The sequence below is a fragment of the Paenibacillus sp. R14(2021) genome (assembly GCF_019431355.1).
Classification (GTDB): Bacteria; Bacillota; Bacilli; order Paenibacillales; family Paenibacillaceae; genus Paenibacillus_Z.
Genome location: NZ_CP080269.1, coordinates 4,385,226 through 4,402,540, shown reverse-complemented (window position 1 = coordinate 4,402,540; position 17,315 = coordinate 4,385,226). Strand labels below are relative to the sequence as shown.

Genomic DNA, 17,315 nt, shown 5'->3' with positions numbered 1-17,315 from the left:
TTCCCTTATGGACCGGCTTATGCCTTCGTTGCTTGTACTTCTACTTCGCTCGGACGATAGATCGACGTCACGCGACCTTCGCGGTCCACCGCGAACATGACCGCGCGTTCGCGCTCCAGCACGAATGCATACGACATGCCTGTCGAAGCGGATTTCACTTCGATGGCCGCATCATGCGCATATTCGGAGACGAACACATACAGCTCGCCGTCCTTAAACCGCAGGCTTCGGCCGTATACACCGGCCAACTCGCCGCCTTTGATCCATTCCAGCTCGCTGCGAACGCCCGCTGCAGCCAGCGCATGCGTATACAGCGCGGCAACCGGCTCGATCCGCTCGTTCAGCTCCACGGGCAGCGGACACCAGATGAGGCGTCCTTGTCCGTATGCCGCTTCAAGCACCCGGTCCGTCCCGGCAGAGACGGCACCGCTGCCGTCCAATGCGGCTTCCTTGAACACTTCCGCAATTCTGCGCTGACCGTAGGAAACGGCGTACGCCCGATCGCCGATCGTGATCCGCTCTTCGCGGACGACGTTGCTCAGCTGACGCTCGCCGAACGCAGCACCGAGACGATCCGCCTTGCGCCAGTACGCGTCCAGGCCGAGCGGCCCTGTGAACAAGAGCGTGGCTCCCGTACGATCCACGATATCGAGCAGCTTCGCAAAGGCCCCGTCATCGAAATTATGCGCAGACGGCACGATAATAAGCTTCGCAGGCGCCGTTTCCAGCTGATCGAGGTGATACTCCGACACGCCGCGGAAAGGCATGCTCAGCTCGTAGCTGAGCACGCGCGTCAGCCGCGTCGTCGCGTCGTATGCCAGCTTCCGGTTGGAGAAATCGTTGGAATACGGGAATACAACCGCAACGTCTTCCAGCTCCCGATCCCGGAACAAGTCCCGGATCTCTTCCATGAAGCTGCCGAACCGGTAGGATACGTCCGCTTCCGGCTTCTCGGTCCCGTCGGCGCGCAGCGCGCCGATATGGGATTCATTGGCGTTGTCCATATAGAAGTTGGTGTTCCAAATCCACTGCACGGCTCCGGCGCCGCCCGTCGCGAACGCATAGGCATACTTGCGCTCCAGCATCGCGCGCAGCTCTTCCTCCGACCGCTTGGCGAATCCGCCCGGCGTCTCCACGTACATGATGCCCGTCTCTTGGATGACGTTCGGCTTGTCCGCCGTCTTCGCGAAGATGCCGTCCCACAGCAGATGATCGTTCAGCCACCAGGAATGCACGGTCGTATAGTCGACCGCTTCCTCGTAGAAGAACGGCGACGGACGCTGCGCGCCAAGCGCTTCGTCCTGGCCGACCACGACCAGCTGATCCGGATTCCCGTCCTTGATCGTATCGACGAGCTGCTTCGCCCAGCGGTTATGCATGTCCATGGAGAACAACGCATAATCGAGCCAGCGCGTGCCTCGTTTGCCTTGATGCATATCCTGCACGTCGAAGTTGATTTCCTCCGGCTCGGGAATGGAGGCCGATGCAAAATCCGGCAGCTCGCCAGGCGTCATGCCCCATTTCTCGCGCAGCTTCTCGATGGAGCCGTGGCGTTCCGCAAGCCATGTCGCATACGCCTCTTTCTCGAAGCGGTCCCGGCTCGACCGCGGACCGTTGGAGAAAATACGCGGCGGATCGAACATCGACGGCTCGTTGATCAAGTCCCAATCGACATTCGTCGTGTCGCGGTGACGGCTGACGATGGAGCGGATGAACCGCTTCTGCGCTTCCACGCTGCGCGGATCCAGGTAAGGGTTCGTCCCCTCCCACGTCTCAGGCGTGAAGGAGAAGAACGTAAACGTCACCTGCAGCCCATGCTTCTTCGCTGTCATGAAGAACGCGTCGATGGAACGCAGCACTTCCTCGGATGCATGTCCGTCCACCTGCATCACGTTGCGGTACGCCGTCCAAATTCCCGTGCGAATCCAGTTAATGCCCGCTTTGCGCATCTGCGCCATGTCGCGGTCCCACGCCGCTACATTCGGCAGGAACAGGAATTTGCGCGCCACGTCGGACGTCATGTACGTCATACCGACGACAGGGAACGGACGGCCGTCCTTCTCGAAATAGTCCCGGCCTCGCTTCAGCAAGCCGCCTGCTTGAAGCAGCCCGGCATCCTGACCCCAGAAGCCTTGGCGAATCACGCGCGTTTCGCCGTTCGCGGACTTCGCAACGCATTCCACCTGGTAGTGGCCTGCACGCAGATCGCCAAACAGCGGAATCCGCTTCAGCTCCAGCTCGCTTCCGACTTCCAGTTCTTGTTGATAGACGAATACGGCAGCATTCTCTTCCTCGTGCCGGACTTGAATCTTGAACGTCCAGCGCGTCTTGGCTCCGCTCGCCTCGGCTAAGCCGCGGCCCAGCTTCTGCGCTTGCAGCGTTAGCATCGGACGTTCGTGCAGCTCATACGATGCGTAGCTCGGCTTCAGCCACAGCTCGGTAACGCCGGCTGCGCAGAACGCCGTCCAATCGCGAAGCGCATCGGCGCCGCCGTTCGCGAAGAAGTCCGCGCCTAGCGGCTGGTTGATGAACAGCCAGCGGCCGCCGGCGAAATCGCCCTTCGTGTTCTCCCACAGGACGGCAGGTGCGGCAACCTCGCGGCCCTCAGCCGAGATGCCCTTCAGCACCGGATAAATATGTGCGTCCATCGGGCCGGCTGAGCCCATCTGATGCGGCAGGTCGCTCGACTTGGTCACATGCGGCACAAGGTTCCATGTAGCCGATACGTCCAGTAAGGAATTGCGGCCCTTGAACAACGGGAATTCTTCCGTCGCCGCAAGCTTCGCGATCGGCTTCGCCTGAACAGGCAGCATCTCGTGAATGCGCAGCTGTCTGTGGTACGCCGTTTGTTCCGGTTCAACGACCCATGCGCCGTCTACCCGTCTGACCGGCTGCCGGAACGGAGCGCCGCCCGCGCTGATCAAGCCGCCGCCGCGCTTCAGAAACGCAAGCAGCGCGTCCCAGCTCGCGGATGGAAAATAAGGCGCGTGCAGCGACACAAATACGCCGCCGTCCGCACCCTCCAAGCGGGCCGTCAGTTCCTCGGCGCCGCATACTTCCCCTACCGTACGAAGCTGTTCAATCGCAGACTCCGTTACGCCAGCGGCGCCCGGGAAGGCGCCGTCATAGAAAATAATCGGTTTACGCATCCAGCAAACCCGCTTTCATTGACGTGTAGACCAGCTGCGAGAACAAGCTGTTGGACCATGCAAACCATTTGCGCGTAAACACGGTCGGATCGTCAGAGTGGAAGCCTTCGTGCATGAAGCCTGTATCGGCGTCCGTCGCTTCGAGCAGCGCGATCATCTCGAGCTTCTCCTCAGCCGAAGTCGCCGTCAGTCCCTGCATCGACAAGGCCATATGCCAGACGTAGCCTGGAGGCGTGTGCGGGCTGCCGATGCCTTTGGCCGCCGTACCTTCATAGTAGAACGGATTTTCTTTGCTCAGCGCAAAGCGCCGCGTATTCTGATAAATCGGGTCATTCGCATCTGCGTAGCCTAGGTAAGGAATCGAAATCAGACCCGGCGTACCCGCGTCGTCCATCAGGCAGTAATTGCCGAAGCCATCGGTCTCGTACGCATAGATCGGGCCGAATTCAGGATGACGATAGATGCCGTACAGCTCGATACCGTGGTCGATCTCGCGCTCCAGCTTTGCCATCTCCTTCTCGAACGAGAGGTCGCGGAACACGAATTCGGCGATCTCGCGCATTTGGCGCAGCGTAACGACAGCGAACATGTTGTCCGGAATGTTGTAATGGAAATCGCAGGCGTCGTCGCTTGGACGGAAGCCCGACCAGATCATGCCCGTGTAGTTAACCGGCATGCCGAGGCCGTCGTTCATCAGCGAGTCGGTCATGATGCCGTTATCCCGCTCGAAGCGGTAAGGCGAACGCTCGAAGTGGTACTGTTCCACTTTCCACAGATCAACCGCCGCGCGCATCGCTTTCTTGAATTCCGCGTCGAAGATGTCCGCGCTGCCTGTCTCTTTCCAGTAGGCGAAAGCAAGGCGCATCGAGAAACAGATGGAATCCAGCTCAAACTTGCGCTCCCATACCCACGGCGACATGTCCGTCTTGTCGTCGGTGTTCCAGTGCCAGTCGTTCGCCATTTCGTTGAACGCATTGGCATAAGGATCGATCTGGATGTTACGCATATGAAGCTTGATCAACCCGCCGATAATGCGGCGCAGATCCGCGTCTTCCTTGGCAAATGGCACGTAGTGCATGACCTGCTCCACGGAGTCGCGCAGCCACATAGCCGGGATGTCGCCTGTAATGACGAACGTCGTGCCGTCATCGAGGAGCTTCGTCGTCGTCTCCAGCGTATTCGGGAAGCAGTTCTTGAACAGCTGCAGCAGCTTCGGGCGGTGAGCCAGTCTCGTCTCTGCTTCTGCCAGCGCGTCTTGTACGGATTGCGGCAGCGACAGCTCCGGCATGGCGATTTTGGGCAGTCTGAATTGTTCCATCGTTATATTTTCCCCTTTGTCGTCTGTTGAATGAATGCCGCGCTTCCGTCACGCGGGGCGGAAGCGCACGTCCCTAATGGTTAACCGCGTTACTCTTTAACGGCACCAACTGTCAGACCTTGTACGAAATAGCGTTGGAAGAACGGATAAGCGAGTACGATCGGTCCGGTTGCCAGCACGACCATCGCCATCCGCGACGTATCCTGCGGCATCGACTGCAGCACGCCTACGCCGATCGATGTGTTGTTGCTGTTAGCCAGAATGAACGACATGCTGTTCTCGATCCGCATCAGCATCGATTGCAGCGGAACGAGGTCCGGGTTCTCGATGTAGAGCAGGGCATTAAACCAGTCGTTCCAGTAGCCGAGCGTACTGAACAGCGCGATCGTCGCGAGGCCCGGCAGGGCGAGCGGCACGATCAGACGGAAGAAAATGCCGAATTCGCCGGCGCCGTCGATTTTACCGGATTCCACGATGGCATCCGGGATCATGGTGGAGAAGAACGTACGCATGATCATGATGTAGAAGGCGTTGACCGCCAGCGGCAGAATAAGCGCCCAGATCGAGTTTCCCAGACCGAGCAGCTTCGTAGTGACGATATAAGACGGTACGAGACCACCGTTGAAGAGCATCGTGAAGAAGGCGAAGAAGCCGAAGAAATTGCGGTACTTAAAGCCTTTGCGCGAGATCGCGTAGGCAAACAGCGAGATGACAATCAAGCTGATCGCAGTACCAACGACCGTGACGAGAATCGTTATGCCGTAGGAGCGAAGCAATTGATCGCCCGCTTTGAACAAGTAATTGTAAGCTTCTACGCTCCATTTTTTCGGGATTAACGCATATCCGTCACGCGCCAGCGTCTTCTCGTCCGTGAACGAGATGATCATGACGAACAGAAACGGGAAGACGCACAGCAGTGCGAACACGCCGGCTACAAGGTTAAACAAGAGATTCCAGACAGGCGAGAGTTTGTGGAAATCCTGCGGTTTGCTTACAGATGCCATGAAGAGCAGCTCCTTTCTGGTTGCTTGGTTTAGAACAACGCGTTGTCTTTATTGAATTTGCGTACCACATAGTTGGATGTGATAACAAGCACGAAGCCGACAAACGATTGATACAAGCCTGCCGCCGTGCTCATGCCGATTTCGCCGGTCGTTTTCAGACCGCGGAACACGTACGTATCGATAACGTTCGTTACGCCGTACAGCGTTCCGGAATCGCGCGTAACTTGATAGAATAATCCGAAGTCGGCGTAGAAAATACGGCCGATCGCAAGCAAGGTTAGGATCGTCATAAGCGGTGTCAGCATCGGGATCGTGATATTGCGGATCTGCTGCCATTTGTTTGCGCCGTCGATCATGGCTGCTTCGTACAGCGATTTATCGATACCCATAATAGCCGCCAAGTAGACGACGCTGCTATAGCCGAGCGATTTCCACAAGAATACGATTACGATAATGAGCGGCCAATACTTCGGTTCGGAATACCATTGCAGCGGATCAAGACCGAAGGTCACAGCGATTTTGTTCACCATACCCCGGTCGAAGCTTAGGAAGCTATATACGAAATAACCGACGATGACCCAAGACAGGAAGTAGGGCAGGAACATACCGGTCTGGTACCATTTCGCCAGCTTCTTATTTGCGATTTCGGAAAGGACGATCGCCATTGTCACGGCTAGAACGAGACCAATAAAGATAAAGACGATATTGTACAACAACGTATTGCGGGTGATGATATAGGCATCATCCGTGCTGAACAAGAATTTGAAGTTATCGAAGCCGACCCAGCGGCTATGAATAATACTGGAGAGGAAGCCTCCATTAACGCGGTACTCTTTGAATGAAATAATGGTGCCGAGCATCGGCAAGTAAGAGAAGAAAATAAACCAGATCGTTGCCGGAAGCACCATCAAAAGCAGTGCTTTATTGCGATTAATGTCTTTAAAAAAGCGCCCAAGGGCTTTCATTGGGGTCACCCTTTCTATGCGAATTCGGTTCGCAGCTCTGACTGCTCTGCGGTTGTTCGTCCGTAATCGGCTGTACCGAGTCCCGCAGATTCAAGCTGCGGGACCGTTACATCCCTTGAATTCATTGGGAAAAGACCCAAATCAGGACCCTTTCCCAATGAATCAAAAAAACGGGCGAATGACCGAACATTCGCCCTTTGTGCTATGATACTTACTTCGCTTTCGTTGCTTTCCATGCATCAAGCTGCGTTTGCGCTTCAGCCATGATTTTGTCAAGGCCTGCTTCGTTGATTTTCTTGATTGCTTGCGGCAAGTATTTCTCCGGATCAACAGTACCTGTCATCAGCGGTGCCCAGAATGCTTCTTTGGCATTTTGTACAGCGGCGATTTCATTGGATACTTTCGTTGGATCGAAGTTGAAGCCGAGCAGGATGGAAGGCTTGCCTGCAGCGTTGTATTTCTTGAATTGTTCCCATTTGTCAGCTGGATCCCCTGGGTTCAGGTAAGTCAGCATGATGTTGCCGAGCGAGAACGTAGGCATGTCGTAGTTCTTGGATTCCGGCAGGTTTTCCATGTAGTTGCCGTCCGTTTTCTTGTAGTGCGTGCCTTCGATACCGGAGTCAACCATGTTGCGAAGAACCGGATCCGTATTCAGCAGGTTCAGGAATTCCATTGCTTTCTCTTTGTGCTTGGAGTTAGCGGAGATCGCTTGCATGGAGCCCATTACCGACGAGTTGTAGATCAGCGCGTCGCTTTGCGGCGTCGAAACGATCGGGTAGCCGTAGCTTGTCGACCATACGTTGTCCGCGAACGGCTGCGTCGATGCTTTGTCGGCGAACCATTTGCCTGTCGCTTGAACGTCCGAGGACGATTCCAGCGTTGCGGCTTCAGTCGGAACGTAACCTGCCAAGTAGTACTTGTGCATCGTCGTCAGGGCTTGTTTCATTTCAGGCGTTTCGAAAACATTTACGACTTTGTAGCCCGTGTCGTCCAATTTGACAGCCAGCGGGAACTTCTCGATCAAGTAGTCGTAAGGAATGTACGGCGTGAAGTTCTTGTCCACTTGCATCGGCGTTACGTCCGGATTCTTTTGTTTAACGGTCTTAAGCAAAGGCTCAAGGCTTTCCAGGGAGCGAATCCCTGTGATGCTGAGCTTGTTCTCGTCAAGAATCTTCTTGTTGAAGCGCCATACTTCTTGAGCCGGAAGCTCTTTGTACGCCGGGATGCCGTAGTTTTTGCCGTCTACTTTGGAGCCTTCCAGGAAAGCCGGATCCAGCGTATCGGTAATGCCTTTGCCGTACTGTTTCAACAGATCGTCAATTGGAGCAAATGCGCCTTTACGCGCGTTTTGCACATAATCGAACGCCCATGCAGCCGTGAACATGATGTCCATATCTGCGCCGGAAGCCGTCAATACTTGCAGCTTCTGGTTGTAATCGCCCCAGTCGATCATCGTCATTTTAACCGTTGCGCCGATTTTGCCTTTCGTGTAGTCGCTGACAGCTGCCATAACTTTGTCAACGTCTTTCTGAGGCGTGCCGATCGTGTACCAGTTCAGTTCAACTGGTTCCGCGCTGCTGTTGCTGCCGGACGCATTGCCGGATGCAGCGTTATTGGAAGCTGTGTTGCCATTGCTGCTGTTGCTGCCGCTGTTGCCGCAAGCGCTGAGCAAAAGCATTGCAGCCAAGCTGGACGTAAGTCCGATAGTCATTTTCTTGCTTGTGAATTGCATGGTGTTGCCTCCCTTTTGTCTTTGTGCTGCGTCTTGTGTTGCTGTAACTCATAGTTCAATCTTAGAGGATGAAAACATTTTCAAAAATAAGACAAACCAAAGAATAAGTGTACAAAATAAAGAAAGGAACCGCTGCCGCGCAGATTGGCGCTACAGCAGGTCCTTATATTCGCCGGGCACGATACCGACATGTTTCTTGAACTGTTTATAGAAATATCCGATTTCCCAGTACCCGACTTGTCTCGCGATTTCATTGACCTTCAAGCTGCTCCCGGCCAGAAGTTCCTTGGCTTTGTCGATGCGGTACTTGTTCAAGTAATCCGTGAACGTATCGCCCGTTTGCTTGTGAAAGAGCTGGCCCAAATAATTGGGATGGATATGAAACTGGGTGCCGAGCGATTTCAGCGTCATCGCTTCCGCGTAATGCTCTTGAATAAATCGCAGCGCCTGCTTGATGACCGGGCTCATATCTTCGCCGGAGAAGGAATCTACGGCGAAGAAGGAGGCCGCCTTGACGGCTTCTTCCACGTCCTCCAGCACATTTGCGGCTACGACTTGGGCAAGCAGCTCCTTATAGATCTCGGGGGAGTCCGCGCGTCCGAGCTTGTCGACCTCCATCTTCATCCGAATCATCAGCTCCACAGCCGCGGCTTTCGCACGCCCCGGATTCATGCCCTCCGCAGAACGTATCGCTGTAAAATCGGCTTGGATCCGGCTTAGCAGCCCCTCTTTGTCCTTCGCCATAATCGGCTTCGCGTAGGCTTCCCAATCAAGCAGCCCAGCAGGAAACATCGATGCCGAGGACGAGATTTCAGCATAATGGAGCAGGAGCTTGTCCGGCAGCACGAGGAAGAACTGCTGCGCCTTGCGTGCCTGTTCGTAGCTTTGCGCAGCTAGGGCCATCGGCTGTACCTCTCCGATCGCGATGCGGAGACGGATATGGCGGCTTTCCCAATGCGCCGCCAAGCTTTCCAGCGCCTGCGTCACCCTAGCTTTTCCTTCATCCGCGCCGTCTATGCAGCATGCCACGACGAGCTCGCCCTCTTCATTGTAGAACGGGACGAACGTCACGCCGTCCGCCTCGGGCAGCACAGCTGCAGGATCGGGATTAGCTGCCCCCGCGCCAGCCGTCGCATGAGGCCGAATAATGGCCAGCGCGACGTAAGGCTGCGAAAGATCGATGCCGAGCAGCTCGGTCCGCTCCGTCAGCTCGGAGAGCATAATTCGCCCGTTCGCCCAGCGGGTCATGATGTTATCGCGCAGAATGCCGAGCTCGTCCTGTCCGAAGGAAGGCGCCGGCTTGTCCGCGTTCAGCTTGCGGACCGTATCGCTCAGCGTCGCTTCCAGCTCCTCGAAGCGGATCGGCTTCAGCAGGTAGTTCTCGATGCCAAGGCGCATGCCTTCCTTCAAATAATCGAATTCATTGAACCCGCTCAGAATTATAACCTTCAGCTGCGGCAGCAGCAGTCTTGCTTCCCGGATGAGCGCAAGTCCCGTCATAATCGGCATGGAGATATCCGTGATCAGCAGATCGACAGGCACCTCGTGCAGCCGTTCCAGCGCCTCCTCTCCGTCCTCCGCGCTGCCCACGATCTCAAAGCCGAAGGACGACCAGTCTACCGCGTCGCTCAGTCCTTCCGTGATGAATGGCTCGTCGTCCACGAGCAATACTTTATACATCGCCAGTATCCTCCCTCATCTCCGCGGCCGGCCAGCTGACGGTCACCGTGGTTCCTCTCCCAGGCAGGCTCTCCATGCTCAGCCCGTGGGCTGGCCCATGTATGAGCCTGATTCGTTCATGCACGCTGCGCAGTCCGAAGGATTCGCGTCCCTCAGCTTCCGGCAGCTTTAATCTATGCATGATATGCCCAAGTTTATCCGGTTCAATGCCTTTGCCGTTGTCGCGCACGCGAACGAGAATCAAGCCGTTCTCTTGGACGGCCTCGATTGTCAGCCGATTATCCTTGCGCCTCGACTCCATGCCGTGGACGATGTAGTTCTCCACGATCGGCTGCAAGAGCAGCTTCGATACGGGAATCGACAACAGCTCCTGCTCGCAGTGGATGGCATACGTGAACTTGTCCTTATAGCGGATGCGGAACAGCTCCAAGTACAGTCTGCACATCTCAAGCTCCTCGCCGAGCGTGATCTCCGTTTGAAGACTGACCGTATTGCGAAACAACGCGGCCAGGCTGTAGATCATAGCGCCGACGTCGACCGCCCCCTGGGACACTGCCCGCATGCGGATAACCTCCAGCGTATTATAGAGAAAATGCGGATTGACTCTCGCCTGCAGCGCGGCGAGCTCCGTCTGCTTCAGACGCAGCTCTGCCTTATATTCCCGGTCGATATGCCGGCCGAGCTCATCCAGCATATCGTTGAAGCTGTGCGAGATTTGGCCGAGCTCGTCCTCTCTGGCGTCCTGCAGACGGGCATTCAGATCGCCGCCTTCCACCTTCCGCATGAAATGCACGATCCGGTTCGTCCTCCGCGCGATATTGAAGATGACAAGGGACGGAATAATGACCGCAACGAGAATGCATACCGAGCTGATCAGGATGATTGTTCGCTGCAGCCCTGCATAGGCTTTGGCGACTTCACTCTTCGGGGCTATGCCCACGACGATGAACCCTGCTTTGTTCTGCGTCAGCGTAAAGAGATACGAAGGCTCGTCCAGCAGGACAGTCTCCTTGAGCGAGCCGACCTGCTTCATATAAGGAAATACTTTGCCATAATAATGGTTGGAGGAATCGGACAAAACCTGTCCGTCCGGCGTCAGCACCAGAATGGTCCCTGTCAGGGGCGAACGCTTCTGATCGAGCGAGCGGTTCACCATGCCGGCGTCGAAATAAACGAGCAGCTGCCCGATATTCTTCAATGTATTCTTATCGTTCACCTGGCTGCGCATGGAATAGAGCTGCGTGTTCCACTGGCCGATCAGCTTCCGAATCCAGAAGTTCGGTGTCGCCGCTACCGGCCCCTCCGCCGCCATAATCTCGGGAATATACGAGCGGGCCGAATTCGTCGAATAGAGCCTGCGCGGGCCGTTCAGGTTAAAGGCGTACATCTGCTGCAGCTCTGGGCTGTAGAGCAATATATTCTGGATATCGGGGTCGGCATCCATCCGGCTCTCCAGGTAGCTTAGAATATCCACCGCGCTTGCGTTGCCCACCGCGTAATCCTGATCCAGCATGTACTGTGCGTAATCGTTGTACGAATGTCTTAGAAAAAAAGACGCATTGCTGGAAAGCATGCCGTTCCGGTAGATATCCTGCACCGTGTTCTGTACCCATTCATACTTCTGTTCCATATAGCGATTGACCCGCTCCATCGCCTGCTTCTGGTTGTTCAGCTCATTATTGACAATGGAAGCCGACATGATATTAAAGAGCAGATACGAGAGCGTAATAATAGTCAGATTGATAATAATCGCAAACACAAGGATGACTTTGACGAACAGGTTATTCTGAATGTAGTTCCTGTAAATCTTGCGAAATCTCAAGGGCCTGGGCCTTCTCTCGGAGCAAATTATAGGATTGCCGACATTATAACATTAACGGCCTGCGGCTTGCATGCGAAGCAAAAAGCCCGCTGTGGAGGCGGGCCTTGCGCGGCTTCAATTACAAGCCTCCTCCGTTATCAGACCGAAGGAGCCGCTGCGCGAACTACATAAACCCGAGCTTCCGGGACGATGCTTCCGTCATCCATTCGCGGCTGCGGCCCTTGGCGATTATTCTCTTCTATTCACAGGTCAGCGAACAGGGCGCAAGTATTGCGATTGCTTGGATTTTCAAGTATTTCGGCGATGATTCCAGCATTCTCTTCCTGCAAGGGGTACGAGCGACCACACGCGCGGCTGCAAGGCTGAATAAGATTGGTTAGGAAAAGAACCGCCGTGTACGCCAGTCTACCAGAGGGATGTGAATCAATGGAGCAGCGTTTGATTCTTCACGCCAGCCGCATGGGACAGCGATCCCGTCAATTTCGGCATTTTATCAAGAAGCTTGGCTGCAAGCGAAAGCAGACCTTGCATTTCACGCTCGTCCATGACACGATGGCGCGCAAGCCCGTCCTGCCCACCTCACAGAGCAAGACGCGGGCGATGACGCTGCATAAGCCGATGAAGAAGCTCGAGCGCCGGCTGTCGCGGATTACGCTGCTGACCCGCACGAAGCAGAAGGTGCCGCTGCTGCGCAAGAACGACGAGGGCTATGCGGTGTTCATGACCGTCAATTACCGGGAGCAGGCGCGCGGTGACTTCCAGGCGGTACGCGCTCATTTCATCGATGTCGATCTCAACAAAATCTCCGAAATGCTGCCGACGCGCGAGGAAGCGGAGCAGCGCTTGCAGGAGCTGCAAGCCGACCCCGTGGAGCAGATCGAATCCGTCACCGTGACACGCACGAAGCAAGGGCGCTATCGGCTGCTCGCCCAGCGCGGCAAACGGAGAGTGCGGCAGCTCAAACAGAAGTTTCTTGCCAAGCACCGGAAGCTCATCCGCGGCGCGATGATCGTCGAGACCAAGAACGGCTTCCACATCTACTGGACCATCCGAAACGGATCGATCAGCCGGTTCGTTTCCATTCAACAAGCGCTCGCCCGCAAGTTTAACTCCGATCCCAAAATCACGGACCTCACCCGCGTCATGCGCGTACCCGGCTTCTATCATCGGAAGAATCCGGCAAGCCCTTATCTTGTTCGCGTCAAGCGCTGGGGGCGGAAGCAGTCGTTTACGCAGCCCGAGCTCATCCGGAAATTAGGGTTATCCTTATGACGACTCCGCGGTTAGGCGACCCTCGCGCCGCAGTACGCAAAAAAGGCTTTACAACGCGAATTGCGCTGTGAAGCCTTTTTTGTGATTTTGCCGGCCCTTCCAGACTGTGCGGCCTGCAGCCGCAGGCAATTACTGCTCCGCAGGCTGCGGCTCGACAAATAAATGCTGGTATTTCTCATAATCGACCCGCTTGCACTCCATCGTCAGCCGGGTCCCGTTCTCCTCATAGCTCGTAGCCTGCACGTTTCCATTCGCGTTGAAGAAGGCGATCAAGCGGCCTTCCGAGAATGGAATGACGACCTCGACCTGCACGTAATCCTGGAAGATCCGATCCCGCACGAGCGCAACCAGCTCTTCCAGCCCTTGATTCTCCTTGACGGAGAGATAGACCTTATCCTCGTCCGTCCGCGGATAACGCTCGCCGGTGAGATCGGTCTTGTTATACGCGTAAATCATGGGGATATGACCGGCCCCGAGCTCCCTGAGCGTGTCATTGGTCACCTCGATGAGCCGCTCGTATTCCAGGTTGGCGTAATCGACGACCTGCACGAGCAGGTCGGCCTCAGCCACCTCCTCCAGCGTCGAGCGGAACGCCTTAATCAAATGATGCGGCAGCTGGCTGACGAAGCCGACCGTATCCGTGAGCAGGAACGATTTGTTATCCGGCAGCTCGATGCTGCGGACCGATGTCTCCAGCGTCGCGAACAACATGTCTTTGGCCAGCACCTGCTTGCTGGAATCCGGCATATAGCGGCTTAGAATCGCGTTCATGAGGCTTGATTTGCCTGCATTGGTGTACCCGACGAGACAGATGACGGGCACGCCGGTTTTCTGGCGCTGCTTGCGCTGCACTTGGCGCCGCGAGACGAGCTTCTCGAGCTCGGCCTGCAGGGCCGAGATGCGCTCTTCGATGCGGCGGCGGTCAAGCTCCAGCTTCGTCTCGCCCGTCCCCTTGTTCTTCATGCCGGAGCCGCCGCCCTGACGACCCAGCGATTCACGCAGGCCGGTGAGCCGCGGAAGCATATACTGCAGCTTCGCAACCTCCACCTGCAGCTGGGCTTCGCGCGTCTGCGCCCGTTCGGAGAAGATATCGAGAATGAGCAGCGTCCGGTCCATGACCTTCTTCTGCAGCGCGCTCTCCAGATTGCGGAGCTGCGAAGGTGACAGCTCGTCGTTGAAAATAACGGTCGAGGCATCCACGCCCTCCACGAGCGCTGACAATTCCTCAATCTTGCCGCTGCCAAGGTAATGCGGGCCGTTGATCTTCGGCATCTTCTGGGTCAGCTCGCCGACAACCTCGATATTGCAGGCATCCGCCAAATTGCGGAGCTCCTCCATCGAGTAGGCAAAATCTGCACGGTCATTCAAATTCACGCCGACAACAACGGCTCTATTGTTCACTTGTTCCATATCGTAGTTCCTCCTTCGATTGAGACGGGTGGACGATGACAAAAACACGCACGGGCGCGCAAGCCTGTGCGTGTTTTCGGCTAAGAAAAGAGGAGTTCGCAGGACACCCGATGCCGGAAGCGCGAGCTTCCGGGCAGCGGGCCAAACGGTCGATTCGTTCAGCACTCCGAAAGAAACTCGCCGCGAATGGCAAGTTATATTCGGCGCTCACCGAATCCTATTCATCCCTAAAGGCGGCGCGGGCTCCGGACCTTCATCCGGCTGCAGCTCGCGCTCAAGTCATCTATGGGCTACCTTATGGGACAGACCTATCCTGAGTCCTCTGCACGCAGGCAGAGCCTTGGCGCTATTCAATTAGCCGCGCAAAGATTTAACTCGGATCCAGTCTATCACACGTAACCCTCCGTTCCAGTTGAAGTAAGGCCATTCTAACACGCGTTTGCCGGATTTGCAAACAACTGGAAGCCGTGCTCGTCCGGCCTCGCATAGCAAAAAGAGGCATCGTACGATGCCTCTTTTTGCATGATGCTCTCCTCGCAGCGATCGCCTAATCCCCTGCATTCGGGCTTAAGCGCACCCGAACGGCACACATTCCATAAGCCGCGTCAAACAAATGCATGAAATATGCGCTTTATGACATCGACAAGTCCTTCCTTATTTGCCATGCTAAATAGATGGACGCGCAGCATCACTCGCTCCCGCTATCTCTTACTCATGAGGAGGCCTCGACACTATGAACATTCTTATCCAGCCGCTCAGCGAGATCGGACCGTACATCGCCGATCGCGTGGTGCGCGTTGCAGCCGCGAAGCCGCAGGCGCTGTTTGCCTGGACGACCGGCAATACGCCGCTTCGGACCGGGATCTACCAGGAGCTCATCGCGCGCGAAGCGCAGGGACAGCTCGATTTATCCTCCAGCTGGTTCGTGAATCCGGACGAGCAGCTCGGCATTCCGCAAGCGCATGAGGAGAGCTATTACACGTATATGAAGCGTCATTTCTTCGATCATATCCGCCACGCGGAAGACAGGCGTTTCATCCCGGACGGCATGACCCTTGACCCCCTTGCAGAATGCGAACGCATGGAGCAATTCATCGAGGCGCACGGCGGAATCGACTATCAGCTGATCGGCCTTGGCATGAACGGGCATATCTGCTTCATCGAGCCCGCGCCCGCCCTTCCGGCGCGCAGCTTCGTGACGGAGATCGCAGAGGTGAACCGGGAGCTGTATGCGCCGTTATTCGGCGGCGTGCTGGCCGATGTGCCGAAGCAAGCCATTACCTTCGGCTGGGGAACGGTCATGAAGACCAGACAGATCAGCTTGGTCGCCGTAGGCGCAGAGAAGTCGGACATGATTGCCCGCGCGCTGACGGGACCGATCACGACCGAGGTGCCCGCGAGCCTGCTGCAGCTGCACCCGAACGCCGAGGTTGTGCTGGACGAAGCCGCTGCCGCAGGCTTGCTGCGGGCGGAAGAGGAGTTGACTAAGCGGGGAATTTCCTCCGGCCTGAAGTGGGAGCGGATGCAATGAGAATCGCCGTTGCCGGCATGATGCACGAAACCAACACCTTCACCTCGCTCCGCACCGGCTTGGCCGACTTCACCCTTGCCGAAGGCAGCGGAGTCTATGCGGTCGAACGCTGGAGGGGAACCGTATTCGACGGCGTCCTTCGTACGCTTGCGGACTTGAGCGCAGAGGTGCTGCCCGTTTATTTCGCCCGCGCCCTGCCTTCCGGTCTCGTGGAGGCCGCGGCGTTCGAAGCCATAATTGGCCGAATTGCATCAGGTATCGCCGCTTGCGGGCCGATCGACGGCATTTGCTTAGCGCTGCATGGTTCCATGTGTGCGGAAGGTTACGATGATGCTGAAGGCGAATTGCTGGGGAGAATAAGGGAAATCGCAGGCGCGGATATGCCTATCGTTTGCGCGCTTGATATGCACGCGACGATCACGGCGGCCATGATGGAGCAGGCGAATGCCTTCGCCGCCTACCGCACTGCGCCACATATCGATGAGTTCGATACAGGCCGTAGAGCTGCAGCGATGCTGCATGAATCCATTACAACGGGGATTCGCCTTGCCAATGCATGGCTTCCTATTCCCGTTCTGCTCGCAGGAGAGCAGTCGGAGACGGGCGTTCAACCTATGCAGGATCTCATGGAGGCGCTTCGCCGCGAGGATCTTGAGCCCGGCGTGCGCAGTGCATCCTATCTGCTCGGCTTCCCCTGGGCGGATTCGCCCTTCGGCGGCTGCGCGGCCGTCGTCAGCGGACGTGCTGACGAGCTGTCGCAGCTTCACGAGTCGGCGAAGCGGCTCGCAGACATGTTCTGGGGCAGGCGCCATGACTTTGCCTTCTCGACCGAGGCGGCGACGCTCGAGGAAGCGATCGACCGCGCCGTACAGGAACCGAACAAGCCGGTTATCCTCTCGGATTCCGGCGATAATCCGACGGCAGGCGCGTCGCAGGATGTCGCGCTGATCGTCCAAACATTAATCGAGCGGGGCGTGCAGCATGCGCTGGTTGCCGCGATTTATGACCCCGGCGCCGTGCTGACCTGCACGGCGTCAGGCGTAGGTGAAGAAGCGCATCTAATGCTTGGCAGGCTTCATCCGGATGAAGCCTCGCCTTCGCCGCTGCCGCTCGCGGTCACGGTCATGCAGCTCGGAACCGTTATGGCGGTGAATTACGCCGTCGTCCAAACCGCCGACGGCGGCGTAACCGTCGTCCTCTGCGATAAACGCACCGCCGTCTATGATCCAGGTATTCTCGAGCAGCTTGGTCTTATCCTCGCATCCTACGACATCATCGCGGTGAAGAGCGGCTACTTAAGCCCTGCTTACAAAGCACTTGCCGCCAGAACCATCCTGGCGCTGACGCCGGGTGACACCAACGAACGGCTGGCGGAGCTGCCGTACGAACGGCTTCCGCGCCCGATCTATCCGCTGGATTCGATGTGAGGCCG

At 56.6% G+C, this 17,315-nt stretch carries 12 protein-coding genes; 4 read left to right on the top strand and 8 right to left on the bottom strand.

Features of this window, described 5'->3' with window-relative positions; all coding sequences use genetic code 11:
- Positions 1-17: 17 nt before the first annotated feature.
- From KXU80_RS20555 to KXU80_RS20525, 7 genes are all read right to left on the bottom strand, one after another.
- Entirely contained in the window at positions 18-3,149 is a 3,132-nt protein-coding gene (locus KXU80_RS20555; RefSeq protein WP_219835005.1) for an alpha-amylase family protein, read from the bottom strand.
- Complete coding sequence (locus KXU80_RS20550; RefSeq protein WP_219835004.1) at positions 3,142-4,467, bottom strand: glycoside hydrolase family 125 protein; 1,326 nt, start codon at positions 4,465-4,467, stop codon at positions 3,142-3,144. The genes KXU80_RS20555 and KXU80_RS20550 overlap by 8 nt, the downstream gene beginning before the upstream one ends.
- Before the next feature lie 89 nt (positions 4,468-4,556).
- The gene (locus KXU80_RS20545) at positions 4,557-5,471 is read right to left on the bottom strand and encodes a carbohydrate ABC transporter permease (protein WP_219835003.1); all 915 of its coding nucleotides are present in this window, start codon (positions 5,469-5,471) and stop codon (positions 4,557-4,559) included.
- 29 nt (positions 5,472-5,500) lie between these two features.
- The gene (locus KXU80_RS20540; RefSeq protein ID WP_219835002.1) at positions 5,501-6,436 is read right to left on the bottom strand and encodes an ABC transporter permease; all 936 of its coding nucleotides are present in this window, start codon (positions 6,434-6,436) and stop codon (positions 5,501-5,503) included.
- Between the two features lie 211 nt (positions 6,437-6,647).
- Positions 6,648-8,168 carry an ABC transporter substrate-binding protein gene (locus KXU80_RS20535; protein WP_219835001.1) on the bottom strand — a complete coding sequence of 507 codons (1,521 nt, stop codon included), beginning with the start codon at positions 8,166-8,168 and terminating at the stop codon, positions 6,648-6,650.
- Between the two features lie 150 nt (positions 8,169-8,318).
- Entirely contained in the window at positions 8,319-9,848 is a 1,530-nt protein-coding gene (locus tag KXU80_RS20530; RefSeq protein ID WP_219835000.1) for a response regulator transcription factor, read from the bottom strand.
- Positions 9,841-11,670: a sensor histidine kinase gene (locus KXU80_RS20525; protein WP_219834999.1), complete on the bottom strand. Its 1,830-nt coding sequence runs from the start codon at positions 11,668-11,670 to the stop codon at positions 9,841-9,843. The genes KXU80_RS20530 and KXU80_RS20525 overlap by 8 nt, the downstream gene beginning before the upstream one ends.
- A gap of 104 nt (positions 11,671-11,774) precedes the next feature.
- On the opposite strand from KXU80_RS20525, the gene KXU80_RS20520 reads away from it, so the two are divergent.
- Positions 11,775-12,050, top strand: a complete 276-nt coding sequence (locus KXU80_RS20520; RefSeq protein ID WP_219834998.1) for a hypothetical protein — start codon at positions 11,775-11,777, stop codon at positions 12,048-12,050.
- Positions 12,051-12,096: 46 nt separating this feature from the next.
- On the top strand, positions 12,097-12,942 hold the full coding sequence (locus KXU80_RS20515; protein WP_219834997.1) for a DNA-primase RepB domain-containing protein: 846 nt from the start codon (positions 12,097-12,099) through the stop codon (positions 12,940-12,942).
- A gap of 129 nt (positions 12,943-13,071) precedes the next feature.
- Here KXU80_RS20515 and hflX read toward each other — a convergent pair whose 3' ends face one another.
- A complete protein-coding gene (gene hflX, locus KXU80_RS20510; RefSeq protein WP_219834996.1) occupies positions 13,072-14,352 on the bottom strand; it encodes a GTPase HflX in 1,281 nt (426 codons plus the stop codon).
- Positions 14,353-15,085: 733 nt separating this feature from the next.
- Between hflX and KXU80_RS20505 the strand changes: the two genes are divergently transcribed.
- The gene (locus KXU80_RS20505) at positions 15,086-15,883 is read left to right on the top strand and encodes a glucosamine-6-phosphate deaminase (RefSeq protein WP_219834995.1); all 798 of its coding nucleotides are present in this window, start codon (positions 15,086-15,088) and stop codon (positions 15,881-15,883) included.
- On the top strand, positions 15,880-17,310 hold the full coding sequence (locus KXU80_RS20500; protein WP_219834994.1) for a M81 family metallopeptidase: 1,431 nt from the start codon (positions 15,880-15,882) through the stop codon (positions 17,308-17,310). The genes KXU80_RS20505 and KXU80_RS20500 overlap by 4 nt, the downstream gene beginning before the upstream one ends.
- Positions 17,311-17,315 lie beyond the last annotated feature (5 nt).

Excerpts from the sequence above, each read along its gene's own strand:
- KXU80_RS20555 (WP_219835005.1), bottom strand. The coding sequence starts at position 3,149 with ATGCGTAAACCGATTATTTTCTATGACGGCGCCTTCCCGGGCGCCGCT.
- KXU80_RS20550 (WP_219835004.1), bottom strand. The coding sequence starts at position 4,467 with ATGGAACAATTCAGACTGCCCAAAATCGCCATGCCGGAGCTGTCGCTG.
- KXU80_RS20545 (WP_219835003.1), bottom strand. The coding sequence starts at position 5,471 with ATGGCATCTGTAAGCAAACCGCAGGATTTCCACAAACTCTCGCCTGTC.
- KXU80_RS20540 (WP_219835002.1), bottom strand. The coding sequence starts at position 6,436 with ATGAAAGCCCTTGGGCGCTTTTTTAAAGACATTAATCGCAATAAAGCA.
- KXU80_RS20535 (WP_219835001.1), bottom strand. The coding sequence starts at position 8,168 with ATGCAATTCACAAGCAAGAAAATGACTATCGGACTTACGTCCAGCTTG.
- KXU80_RS20530 (WP_219835000.1), bottom strand. The coding sequence starts at position 9,848 with ATGTATAAAGTATTGCTCGTGGACGACGAGCCATTCATCACGGAAGGA.
- KXU80_RS20515 (WP_219834997.1), top strand. The coding sequence starts at position 12,097 with ATGGAGCAGCGTTTGATTCTTCACGCCAGCCGCATGGGACAGCGATCC.
- hflX (WP_219834996.1), bottom strand. The coding sequence starts at position 14,352 with ATGGAACAAGTGAACAATAGAGCCGTTGTTGTCGGCGTGAATTTGAAT.
- KXU80_RS20505 (WP_219834995.1), top strand. The coding sequence starts at position 15,086 with ATGAACATTCTTATCCAGCCGCTCAGCGAGATCGGACCGTACATCGCC.
- KXU80_RS20500 (WP_219834994.1), top strand. The coding sequence starts at position 15,880 with ATGAGAATCGCCGTTGCCGGCATGATGCACGAAACCAACACCTTCACC.